Source organism: Rhizobium sp. NLR22b, assembly GCF_019685295.1.
Taxonomy (GTDB): Bacteria; Pseudomonadota; Alphaproteobacteria; order Rhizobiales; family Rhizobiaceae; genus Rhizobium.
In genome coordinates this window covers 156689-168465 of record NZ_JABDWM010000011.1, presented here as the reverse complement: position 1 = coordinate 168465, position 11777 = coordinate 156689, and the positions used below count along the sequence as shown (strand labels likewise).

Below are 11777 nucleotides of genomic sequence, written 5' to 3'. Positions count from 1 at the left end.
GTGTTCGTGCCTCGGCAAGGCCGGCCCAGTTGACGATCGCGTCGCGTTGCAAAAGCTATACGCGTCTGCAAACATGCCATCCCAGCAGATCAGAACGGTTCCCCGATCCTCATGGACATCAGACGCCTTAAATCCTTCATCGTGATCGTCGACAGCGGCAGCATCACGCGCGCGGCGGATCTTTTGCATATCGCCCAGCCGGCGCTCAGCCAGCAGCTGGCGGCGCTGGAGGAGCATTTCGGCCAGAAGCTTTTGATCCGCAGCCAGCAGGGCGTCAGCATGACCGATGCGGGCCATGCGGTGTATCGCCATGCCCAGATTATCCTCCGGCAGATGGAGCAGGCGCAAGCGGATGCTTCGGCGGCCGGCAATTCCCTTGCTGGGCGTGTCTCTGTCGGTCTGGTCCCTTTCAGCAGCGCTGCCACGCTGTCGGTCGACCTGTTGGCGGAGACGCGGAAGCGGCATCCCGGCATCCTGCTGCATCTGACCGAAAGTGTGGGGCAGACCTATAGCCAGATGATCATGAACGGCCGGCTGGAGATGGCCCTTCTGCATGGAACCGGGCCAATCAAAGGCGTGCGGTTCGAACCCATCCTCAGAGAAGAATTTTTCCTGGTCGCGCATCGCGATTTTGCAATCGAGGCGGATGCGAAACCTGTCTCCGTCAACGCTCTCGACGGGATACCGATGCTGCTGCCGCCGGCCTATAATTTTGTCCGCCGCGCAGTCGATACCGCCTTCACGCGCACCCGCACCAATTTGAAAGTCGTGGCGGAAGTCGAGATCGTCCGCACCCTGGGGCGCGCGGTCGGCGACGGTCTCGGCGCAACGATTATGCCGAAAGCCATCGCCGATCGCATCGTATCGGAATCAAGCGAGCCGCTGATCTGCCGGCTCGTCTCTCCGCGGATCGAGGAAACCCTGTCGCTTTGCGTTTCCGACCAGAATCCCCTGTCGGAACCGGCCCTTGCCGTCCGGGACATTCTCCTCGAGCTGACGGCGCGGCTGAAAGACTGAGGCGGGGGCTGCCGGTCAGCGCATATCCTTACAGAACTCGGCGATGCGGGCGCAGCCCTCACCGAGTTTCTCCATGCTGGTGGCGTAGGAAATGCGGAAGAAGGGGCTCATTCCGTAAGCCGCGCCTTGCACGGTCGCCACATGGTGCTCTTCCACGAGCGCCATAACGAAATCGACATCCGTTTCGATCTTTCGTCCGCCCTTGCTGGTCTTGCCGATCAGCCCTGAAATGTTGGGATAGATGTAGAAGGCGCCTTCGGGCCTGTGGCAGCGCAGCCCTTCCACCTCCGACAGTTTGCCGAGGACGAAGTCGCGTCTCTTCTTGTAGATTGCCGCCCGCTCCTTCAGGAGATCCTGAGGTCCGTCGAGCGCCGCGGTCGCGGCCGCCTGCGTCAGCGTCGCGATGCCGCCGCCGTTCTGACCGTTGACGTTGCTGATAGCTGCCATCAACTCTTTCGAGCCGGCGCAGAAACCGAGCCGCCACCCCGTCATCGCGTAAGCCTTGGAGACGCCGTTCATCGTCAGGACGCGCTCATAGAGCCTCGGCTCGACTTCCGCCATGGTGCAGAACTGGAAGTCGTCATAGACCAGGTGCTCGTAAATATCGTCGGTCATGATCCAGACGTGGGGATGGCGCAGCATGACCTCGGCGATGGCGGCCATCTCCGTCCGGGAGCAGGCTGCTCCCGTCGGATTGTTCGGGAAATTAAGGAAGAGCCATTTGGTGCGCGGCGTAATCGCCGCCTCCAGATCCTCCGGGCGCAGCTTGAAGCCGGTCTGCTCGTGGCAGGGAACCGCGACGGGCACGCCGCCGGCGAATTTGACAATATCGGCATAGCTGACCCAGGAGGGTGTCGGAATGACAACCTCGTCGCCCGGATTGCAGGTTGCGAGCATCGCATTGAAGATCACCTGCTTGCCGCCGCCCGAAACGACGATCTGGCTGGCGTCATAGTCGAGATTATTGTCACGCTTGAACTTCCTGATGATCGCGGCCTTGAGGGCCGGCGTGCCGTCCATCGGCGGATATTTCGTGTCGCCCGCGAGAGCCGCCGCATGCGCCGCTTCGATGGCGTGCGCCGGCGTGGGGAAATCCGGCTCGCCGGAGGAGAGGCTGACGACTTTGATCCCTTTGGCGGCGAGCTCCCTGGCCCGCTGGGTCATGGCGGCGGATGCTGATATGGAGACGTTTTTCAGGCGGTCGGCTTTGATGGACATCGGAATGGTCCTTCGGCGAGGGATTGGAGTTATGGACCGCCCGCGGGCGATCGGCATTGAGTCATTCGGCGAGTCCGGCAGCGGGAGCGAGTGCCGCGCCCGTGGCTTCGATTTCGCCGCGAACGATGCCGGCGAGTTCGAGGGCGCCGGGTGTATCGCTGTGCACGAGGATGGAGCGCGCCGGCATGGCGATCACGGCGCCTTCGATCGTCTGGACGGTCCCATCGAGCAGGAATTGCCGCACGCGGGCGCGCACCGAGGCTTCGTCCTTGATGACGGCGCCCGGGAGCCCGCGCGCGACGAGTTTGCCGTCGGCATCATAGGCACGGTCCGCGAGGAAAAGCGCCAGCGTCTTCAGGCGCGCGCGTCTGGCCGCCAATTCGATCTCGCTGCCCGACGTGACGAAGACCACGAGACCGGGGTCCACGGTAGCGATCGCATCCATCATCAGGTCGGCGAGGACGGGATCGCGGTTGACCATATTGCCCATGGCTGCATGGAAGCTGATATGAGAGACGGCGACCCGCTCGCTCCTGGCGATGGCCATCAGTGCGCCGAGCTGGTAGAGCATCTGCTGGCGAAGCTCGTCTGCCGAGAACGGTATTTCGCGCCGGCCGAAGCCGAGCCGGTCGGGCAGACCGGGATGAGCGCCGATGCCGACGCCGTTCAGCTTTGCGAGCCGGACCATGCGCCCCATCGTATCGGGATCGCCGCCGTGGAAACCGCAGGCGATGTTGGCCGAGGAGACGATTTTCATCATCGCTTCGTCGTCGCACAGCCGGTAGGGACCAAATCCTTCGCCCATATCGGAATTCAGATCGATCTTCATGAGTTCCTCCTTGTGAGGGTCCTAAGCCATCGCCTTCAAAGCGCGCTTGACCATCCGGGACGTCCGTCTGACGTCGTCGACATAGCGGGCGACGGCCTGTTCGACAGCGCGCGCTTCGGCGTGTGTCGAGCGAACAAAGCTGAGGCGGGCGCCGATGCGGGCCTGTCCCAGCCGCCAGAGATCGGATTCGATCACGCCGGCGATTTTCGGATATCCGCCGGCGGTGTTCGCATCGCTCATCTGCACGATCGGTTCGCCGCCGGGCGGCACCTGGATAACGCCGGGCACGACACCGTGGGAGCGCATCTCGATGGATGCCACCGGTTTGATCGGTTCGCCTGACAAGCGGTAGCCCGTCCGGTCGCTTCGGGAGGAAATCCTCCAGGTCTGGCTCCAGAAGGCTTCGCCGTCTTTGGTGAAAAGCTCATGCTCGCCTGCCGGCAGAGCGCGGATCGGCAATACGCCATCGACCGGGGCCGGAAAGACATCGCTGAGCGCTGTCGCCGGTTCGACGACGGCGAGGCCCGTGGCCGGCAGCATGGCAATCTCCGCGTCCTCGCCGATCGCGATCCGATCGCCTTTCGCCAGTGGCCGGCCTGCATTGCCTCCGAAGCCGCCGCGTAGCGACGTGCTGCGCGAGCCCATGACGACCGGGATATCCAGGCCGCCGCCGAGCGCGACGTAGGAGCGCGCCAGCCGCGGAGGCTGCTTCAGTTCGAGAACCTGTCCGGGCTCGGCGACATAGGCGCACCAGGCAAGCCGTTCCGATCCGTCGAGATGGGGATTGCCGTCGGCGCCGGTTATGGCAAAGGCGATACGTCGCTCGAAACGCAGGCGGAACGGGAAGGTCTGCACCTCGACCACGGCAGCGTTCTCGTCGTTGCCGACGAGAATATTGCCGATCCGGACCGCAAGCGGATCCATCGCGCCGCTCGCCGATACGCCGATATCGCGATAGCCGGGACGGCCAAGGTCCTGCACGGTGTTGAAAGGGCCGCTCTCCAGGATCTCGATCATAGCTCGATCCTCGCCGGCAGGAACCGGACCGTGTCTCCCGGCGCCATCATGGCCGGGATCGGCGAGGCGGGGTCGAACATTTCAAGTGTGGCAAAGCCGATGGAATTCCAGCCGTTCGGTCCTGTCAGCATGGCGACGCCGGTCTGCATGCCGCCGATGGTCACGCAGCCCTTCGCCATCTTCAGCGAGGGGACGGTCTTCCGTGGCATGTAGATACGTGGGTCGAGACCATGCAGATATCCGAAGCCGGGAGCGCTTCCCAAAGCGAAAACACGGTAGGTCGCTTGATGATGGATACGCACCACCTCGCGATCGCTGAGGCCCGAGAGATTGCAAAGGGCCGGAAGATCGGTCGCGTGTTCGCCGCCGTAATGGACGGGGATCTCGATGGTCTTGCCATCGAGATCGATGCTCTCAGCATTCGCCCATGCCTCCAGCAGCCGTGCGACCACCGCATCGGGGTCCTCGGGCGTCTCCTTGAAAATCACCAGCAGATTGGTCATCCCGGGAATATCTTCCGCAAGATCCGCCCAGCCTTTCACAGTCTGGGAGAGAGCCCAGATCCGCCGCTGCGCGACAAGATCGAATTCACCGGGCGCCTCGAGCAGGAAGGCTCTAGCGCCGACCGAGGAAACCCTTGCCCGGCTGTTGGTGGCCGGAACGATCTCGCGTTGCGAAGCGTGCCTGTTCGTCGTGACGATCATGATGGGAACCTGATTTCGAACAGAGGATCGCCGTAGCCCACCAGCGCGCCGGGCGCGGCGAGCAGTCTGGTCATAACACCGGAAGGGTCGGCGCGAAGGGGAAGCAGCACATCCCCTACCCTGATGAAGCCGAGGATATCGGCGACGGACTGGGATCGCGGCAAATATTGCGGCACGGCGGAGGCGGCCGGATGTTCGACGCAGAAGCGGCCCGCCATCGGCGCCGTCACGACCGTCTGTGTGGCGCGTGGCTCGCGCGGCGCTGCCTCTGTCGCGCTGATCCGCGCCTCCCCCTCCCCTGAAATGACGATGCGAAGCTGGGCGCCCGGACGGGAAATTTCCAGCCCGTCCACGCCGGCGGCCGTCAGTGCTTGGGTCAGCAGCGCGATGGTGGCCGGATCGCTGAAATCGATCGCGCTCATGCCGCCGCCCTCCGCAGCTTCAGCCATTGTTCGAGATAGTGAATGTCGGTTTCGCCGCGCGCGAAAGCATGGTCCTCGAACAGGGCGCGCAGGAAGGGAATATTGGTGGCGATGCCCTCGATCTCGGTGCCGGCAAGCGCTTCGCACATTCTGGCCATGGCTTTCGCCCGCGTCGGCGCATGCACGATCAGCTTGGCGATCAGCGAGTCGTAATAGGGCGAGACCTTATAGCCGGCATGGATATGCGTATCGACGCGGGTGCCGGGTCCTTGAGGCAAAGCCAGACGGGTGATGATGCCCGCCGACGGCAGGAAGGTGTCGGGATCTTCGGCGTTGATGCGGCATTCGAAAGAGTGGCCTTCGCAGATCACCTCGCTTTGGATGAGGTTCAGAACCTCACCCTGGGCCGCCCTTATCTGCGCCTGGACGATATCGACGCCGCTCGTCAGCTCGGTGACGGAATGCTCGACCTGAAGCCGGGTGTTCATTTCGATGAAATAGAAGGCTCCGTCCTCATAGAGGAATTCGAAGGTTCCGACGCCCCGGTAGCCGATCTGGCGGCAGGCCTCGACACAGGCCATGCCGACCGGCCGGATGATATCGGATGCGATTCCAGGCGCCGGCGCCTCCTCCACAACCTTCTGATGGCGGCGCTGCATCGAGCAGTCTCGATGCCCCAGCCATACGGTGTTGCCGTGGTCGTCGCAAAGAACCTGTATTTCGATGTGGCGCGGATGCCCCAGGAATTTTTCCATGTAGAGTGAGGGCGAGCCGAAAGCCTTGCGGGCTTCTTCCCGGGTCAGCGCGATTGCTTCATGCAACTGGTCGGCCTTCGGAACGACGCGCATGCCGCGGCCGCCGCCGCCGCCTGATGCCTTGATGATGACGGGATAGCCGATCTCCAGCGCGAGCTGCTCGACCGATGCGGGATCATCGGGCAGCGCCGTGTCCGGCCCGGGAACGCACGGCACGCCCGCCGCCATCATCGCCCGCTTCGCCGCGATCTTGTCGCCCATGGTCGCGATCGACGAAGCCGTCGGACCGATGAAGACCAGCCCTGCCTTTTCGACAGCGTCGGCGAATGCCGCATTTTCCGACAGAAACCCGTAACCGGGGTGGATGGCGCCTGCACCGGTCAGGCGCGCCGCGAGAAGAATGGCATCCTGATTGAGGTAGCTTTTCGCCGCGCTCGACGGGCCGATGCAGAGAAAGCTGTCGGCGGTGCTGCCGTAGGGTGCTTCCCTGTCCGCCTCGGAGCAGATGGCCACCGTCTTGAGGCCGAGCTCGCGACAGGCGCGCTGGATCCGTGCTGCGATCTCGCCGCGATTGGCGATGAAGACGGTATCGAAGCGGCGCCGTGAGACAGCGGATTGTTCAGTTGATTCCGGCATCAGGCAATCTCCGCCAGCAGGTCGCCGGTCTCGACCTCGCCGCCGTCTATTTCGGTCAGGCGCATGATGCGCCCGGCCCGCGGTGCGGTGATCGTGTTGAAAACCTTCATGGCCTCGATGATGAAGAGCGTCTGCCCCTCCTCCACCGCGTCTCCGATCGCGACAAATGGCGGTTCCCCGGGCGCCGGGGCCTTGTGGAGAACGCCGAAAACAGGCGCCGTCACCGCATGGGAGGTTTGCTCGACGCCGCCCGAGGGCGCACCGGCGATCGGTCTCGGCTTTCGCTCGGGTTCGGCGACAGCCTCCTGGCTCGCTGCCGTTCGGAAAATCCGAACCGTCAAGTCCTTTTCCGTCACGGTCAGCTCGGTAATATTGGATCGTCCGACAAAGTCGATCAGCGTCTTGATCTTCGAGAGGTCCATGTGCGTGCTCGGAATTTCAAAATACCACCGCGCATAGCCGAAGTTTCAGATCGCCCGGTGTTGTGATTTCGTAGCACGACGGGCGGATTGATGGGGTCAGACGAAGTTTTGATGGAGCGCAGTCCGCGCCCTGTGGGGACATGGCGCCGGATGCCGTTATGGCAGCCGGCGCTGAGACAAAAGCGCTTAAGTCCTGTACGCCCTCAATCCGCCATCGATAGCGGCGGCCTCGACGTCAGACAAGTTTGAATGTTTTTCGTGTCGCTTCAACTTTGCCCTTCATGTCATCCAGTTTTATGGCAATCCAGAACTCAGTTTTTTCGTCGAATGGGCCGGCATCTAGTTCCGGTTTAACAACGAGCGACAACACTTTGTCTGTGCTCGTCGCAGAGCCATCGGTATCTATTTTGATTTTATAGATTTCTTTCTTGTCGCTGGCAGTTGGGTTTGAAACGTCGTCACTCCCGTCTGGCTGAGTAGAGATATAGACATATATCTTGTTGCTGAGACCGGAGCCTATTATTTTAAAGGGCGTTCGAACAAGCAATGGAGCAACGACGGTCTCCGGCTCGAGGCGCTCGATTTTAACTTTAGGGTTTGCGGCGGGCATATGATCCTCCCTCATCCGTCTTTAACTTGAATTACTCGTTATCGCCTGATCTTCGAGGAATGAACCCACCTGATCTTGACATCACGCCACCGGAGCGGGACAGGGCCCCGCCCGATCTGGACATTGCGCTGCTCGCCATCCCTCGGGGGTCAGAGGAAACCTCGGCCGACAGAAGGATTTGCTCGAGGGTTCCTGTTTCAGCATCGAGTCTCATCGAGACGTCGCCCTTGTCATAAATCCAGACCCTGATGTCCTTGGCGAGTGCTCCGAATTGGGAACCGAGGCCGGTTCGCGCACTCGAACCAGGAGCCCGATACAATCTGTCATACTCAATATCGCCATCCACGTTCCTCGGCGGCGGATCGTCAGGATCGGCTCCCGGGCCGTGGACAACGAAGATCGCTGGTCGACCAAGTTCAACGAACGCCCCCTCGAACGAGAAAGCGAAGATTCGCGCCAGAACCGCGTCGGCTGCACCAAGCTGGTCTCTCAGAAAATTATTTCTTCCCGCTATTGGTACGCTTAGATTCTGATAAATGGGGCCTCCTCTAAGGATCAGATCGCTCAGCGGACGTCCGAACAGATGTATCGATGATATGCCTAGTAAAGTTTCATTGTCTGCCACTTCTCCCTCCATCTCTGTGATTATTGGCTTCTAGCTAATGTCGACAGCAGAACTTTCTCGCGATAGCTCATCTTCGGAAGATTCAGATGATCTCTCGGCAGCAAGATTCGCGCAGAGTGAAAATGGCTGCGATGCTCGCTACCCTTGAGGTGCGCGCCGGCGTGTAGCTTGCCGATCGCCCGTTGCCCGAAATTTCCGGTGATGATCCCCGCGAATTGGCCGCGAGTTTCCTTTCGATCAACTGCAAGCATTGTTTCCGCGACGTCGCCGTAGTCCAAAAAGTCGGGAGCAAGGGTCCACAAGGTTTCCGCCAGATACGTGCCGGCGATGTCTCGTGCATCGAGCAGCGCTTCGACAAATCCATCCGGATTCCGCGCAAAAGCGCGGTCGAAAGCGAGCTGTACGGGCGCCTCGGCAGTCGGGTCGAACTCGGCAATATCCGAGAGATCTTCGACGTCCCGGGAGATGAGGCCTCGCGCCACCAGGCTCTCGTGAAAGATATCGACGAGTATATCGAATACCGCACCGGTGAGTGGCTGGGAGAGCTCGTGTTCGTCCTTCCAGGCACGCGTGAATTCGGCCATCGTCCGTTTGTTGTTTGCCGAACGAATCTGACGATGCGGCGAGAATTCCGAAAAGCGTGCGAGGCGATTTGCCCGGTAAAGGTTGCCGCGCGTCTCCTCGAGTACATTCTCGATCACCGACGGAAAATGCATGGCCGCGATCAGCGACACGCAGTCTGAGAAGGACTCCTGGAAGCCGAGATATTCCGGATACTCGGTTCCCGGGCGCGGTACGCCGAGGACGCTGAAGATGATCGCGTGCCCCACCTCATGGGCGATGACGTCGAAATCCAGGCTGAAGGGAAGGATGCGCCCATCCTTCTCGAACTGGCTGCCGACTTCAAGGAAGCCGTAGCCGTACTGGGCGTTGTCCCACTGCGGCAAAATGGAGATTTCCAACCGGTCATAGTGATCGCGAAAATGCCACGTAAGCGGCTGGCCGAGATAACGCTCCCAAACATCGAGTGTGAACCGTACGCAGCCGAAGACATGCGCGGCTTCGAAAGCGGGCATCGAAGGTCGGAGATGGTCGAAATTGCCGCGCTCATCGGGAGCGGCCGGCTCGAGGATTTTGCCCGTCCAGGGCGGAAGGGACATATACGGCGTCCCGAGCGGGCCGTGGTTTACGCCATAGGGAGAGATTTTGCCGACCGGTTCGACAACAAACATGTAATCGTCGGCCGGACCAGCGGTCAGGCTGCCCAACGGAGACGACACTTCGACAATCTCGGGACTTGATCGAGCATCTTCAAACGGAGGCTGCACAAAAAGTCTGAACCGGGTGCCCATCCGCTCCCCCCTCAAAAGACTTTCTTGATTGCCAGTTTAAGTTGACATTCGGCGCTCGTGGCAGATTTAGCAAGTAATAAAATGGTATTAGTGACGTTGTTCAGACAGTGAAACCAGTTTCAAATAGCGCGGGTGACTGCGAATGGGATCGAGATCGGAATCATTCTTGAACCATAGCCGCATTTCGATGCCGACTTGCGGCATCCAGACTTCAAGCAAGTCTATCGCCCGATCGATCTCGCCAAGCAGTGCATAGGTGCAGGCGGCGTTGTACTGAATGTTTATATCATCGGGATCCGTCGCCAGGGAGCGCGCCAACCATTCCAGCGCGGTGTCGCGAACACCGAGGAAGGCCAGCGCTGTCGCTCCCAGGCAGGCAACATTGGCATTCTCCGGATGGAGCCGCAGTTCCTCCTCCGCCCGTTTCAATGCGATCCTGGCATAGCTGCTGGCCTTATCTATTTGTCCGAGTGAACGTAAGACGTTCACAAGCATGATCGGTGCACCGTAGTCGGCAGGCTTGATTTCCATCGCCCGCTGAAAGTGCGTAGCCGCAAGTTCGAACTGACCTTCAGTGACGCAAAATTCGGCATAGTAGCGGTTCGCTTCGTGGCAATTGGCGTCGAGTGACAAAGCTTGCTCGAATGCGGAAGCTGCCTCGGTGCGATTGCCGGCCACCGCCAAAGCAAATCCCTTGGCAGCATAAGCCTCCGCCAGATTAGGATCGATAACGAGCGCCGTCGTTGTGTTTGCAAGAATATCTTCGACCGGAATTTCAGCGCCGAATTGAGACCGCAGGCGCGCATCGCAGACCGCGATGCCGGCATAGGCGCGGGCATAACCGGGATCCAGTTCGATGGCTCTGGCGAAGCTCTGCCTGGCCATCAGATGGTTGGAGCGTGAAGCAATATGGTAGTATTCGCGTCCTCGGAGGAAATGCGTATAGGCTTCAACGCTCTCTGTCGGCGCCTGCTCGATTGCCCTCTTCTCCTCCGGCAGCAGCTTGACCTTGAGCTGCCCGACGATTGCCTTGACGATCTCGTCCTGCATTTCGAAAATGTCGGTCAAATCGCGGTCGTAACGCGCGGCCCAGACATGGCCGTCGCTGGCTGCTTCAATCAATTCCGCATTGATCCGGACGTGGTTGCCTGCCTTGCGGACGCTGCCCTCCACGATATAGGCAACGCCGAGTTCGGCAGCGATACGTTGGAGATTTTCGCTCCGGCCTTTCCACGTAAAGACAGTGTTGCGGCTTAGTACGAACAGGCCTGAAACATTCGATAGATCAGTGATGAGATCTTCGGTGATGCCGTCGCTGAAGAAATCCTGCTCGGGATCGTTGCTGATGTTGGCGAATGGCAGAACCGCAACCGAGGGCTTGTTGACGGGCGCCCGTGTGTGTCCGCCTGCGGTAAGCGGAACCTCTTCACTGGAGGGGGCATTGCCCCAATCGGCAAAATAGACATGGACCGGTCGGGATATATTCTTGACGGTCATGGCGCCCTGGTCTGCGAAACCGAGGCCGAGCTTGTTGGCGACTTCGTGGCGCACGGCCGCCGAACAGGCGATACCGCCAGGGGCCGCAAGAGCTTGCAGCCGGACTGCGACATTAATGCCGTCTCCATGAAAGTCATCCTCATCGAAGACGATGTCGCCGAGATTCAAGCCTATGCGGAACGCAAAATGCCTGTCCGCCGGAATCCCTATGTTGCGCTCCAGCATGCCGCGCTGGATCTCGACAGCGCAGCGTGCCGCACTCAGCACGCTGCCGAACTCGACCAGGAAACCATCGCCCATGACCTTGATTATATGTCCGCCATGGGTTGCGACAGCAGGATCGAAGAGTTCCCGGCGATGCTGACGAAGGGCGTTGAGCGTCTCCTCTTCGTTGGCTTCGAGGAGACGGCTATAGCCCACCACATCGGCAGCCAGAATAGCCGCCAGCCGACGTTCAACAAGCTCTGCGCACATGCCCGTCTCCCCAACGCGCTGGTGGCAATACTATTCAGTTCAAGAAGCTGGCCAGTAATGTTGCCGGACGATTGTATTACTGACAACTAAAATCTCCCGGGCGGTTGTAAGAACCGCCGGAACCGCTTGATGGATTATAGTGGAACTTCAGAATTGATGGTGCGGCCCCCTGATTACGGGAGGCCGCGGGTTCCGGCAT

At 60.6% G+C, this 11777-nt stretch carries 12 protein-coding genes; 1 reads left to right on the top strand and 11 read right to left on the bottom strand.

The features are described from left to right. The first annotated feature begins 111 nt into the window (after positions 1–111). Positions 112–1017, top strand: a complete 906-nt coding sequence (gene nac, locus HJC00_RS19045; protein WP_210633472.1) for a nitrogen assimilation transcriptional regulator NAC — start codon at positions 112–114, stop codon at positions 1015–1017. 15 nt (positions 1018–1032) lie between these two features. On the opposite strand, the gene HJC00_RS19040 is transcribed toward nac, so the two are convergent. From HJC00_RS19040 to HJC00_RS18990, 11 genes are all read right to left on the bottom strand, one after another. Further along, positions 1033–2235: a pyridoxal phosphate-dependent aminotransferase gene (locus tag HJC00_RS19040; protein ID WP_221147251.1), complete on the bottom strand. Its 1203-nt coding sequence runs from the start codon at positions 2233–2235 to the stop codon at positions 1033–1035. Positions 2236–2296: 61 nt separating this feature from the next. Beyond that, positions 2297–3064, bottom strand: coding sequence for a 5-oxoprolinase subunit PxpA (locus HJC00_RS19035; RefSeq protein WP_221147250.1), 768 nt, complete (start codon positions 3062–3064; stop codon positions 2297–2299). A gap of 21 nt (positions 3065–3085) precedes the next feature. Further along, positions 3086–4081: a biotin-dependent carboxyltransferase family protein gene (locus HJC00_RS19030; RefSeq protein ID WP_210633475.1), complete on the bottom strand. Its 996-nt coding sequence runs from the start codon at positions 4079–4081 to the stop codon at positions 3086–3088. Then, on the bottom strand, positions 4078–4785 hold the full coding sequence (gene pxpB, locus HJC00_RS19025) for a 5-oxoprolinase subunit PxpB (RefSeq protein WP_210633476.1): 708 nt from the start codon (positions 4783–4785) through the stop codon (positions 4078–4080). The genes HJC00_RS19030 and pxpB overlap by 4 nt, the downstream gene beginning before the upstream one ends. Continuing rightward, positions 4782–5207, bottom strand: a complete 426-nt coding sequence (locus HJC00_RS19020; protein ID WP_221164479.1) for an acetyl-CoA carboxylase — start codon at positions 5205–5207, stop codon at positions 4782–4784. The genes pxpB and HJC00_RS19020 overlap by 4 nt, the downstream gene beginning before the upstream one ends. After that, a complete protein-coding gene (locus HJC00_RS19015; protein WP_221164478.1) occupies positions 5204–6598 on the bottom strand; it encodes an acetyl/propionyl/methylcrotonyl-CoA carboxylase subunit alpha in 1395 nt (464 codons plus the stop codon). Before HJC00_RS19015 ends, HJC00_RS19020 begins: the two co-directional genes overlap by 4 nt. Next, positions 6598–7020: a biotin/lipoyl-containing protein gene (locus HJC00_RS19010; protein ID WP_221164477.1), complete on the bottom strand. Its 423-nt coding sequence runs from the start codon at positions 7018–7020 to the stop codon at positions 6598–6600. The genes HJC00_RS19015 and HJC00_RS19010 overlap by 1 nt, the downstream gene beginning before the upstream one ends. A 235-nt stretch (positions 7021–7255) precedes the next feature. After that, positions 7256–7630, bottom strand: coding sequence for a hypothetical protein (locus HJC00_RS19005; RefSeq protein WP_210633480.1), 375 nt, complete (start codon positions 7628–7630; stop codon positions 7256–7258). A 31-nt stretch (positions 7631–7661) separates the two neighbouring features. Then, positions 7662–8267: a hypothetical protein gene (locus tag HJC00_RS19000; RefSeq protein WP_210633481.1), complete on the bottom strand. Its 606-nt coding sequence runs from the start codon at positions 8265–8267 to the stop codon at positions 7662–7664. Between the two features lie 8 nt (positions 8268–8275). Beyond that, positions 8276–9607, bottom strand: a complete 1332-nt coding sequence (locus tag HJC00_RS18995; RefSeq protein ID WP_221155711.1) for a hypothetical protein — start codon at positions 9605–9607, stop codon at positions 8276–8278. An 87-nt stretch (positions 9608–9694) separates the two neighbouring features. Beyond that, positions 9695–11578 (bottom strand): adenylate/guanylate cyclase domain-containing protein, encoded by a 1884-nt coding sequence (locus tag HJC00_RS18990; RefSeq protein WP_221164476.1) that lies wholly within the window; start codon positions 11576–11578, stop codon positions 9695–9697. Positions 11579–11777: the final 199 nt, after the last annotated feature.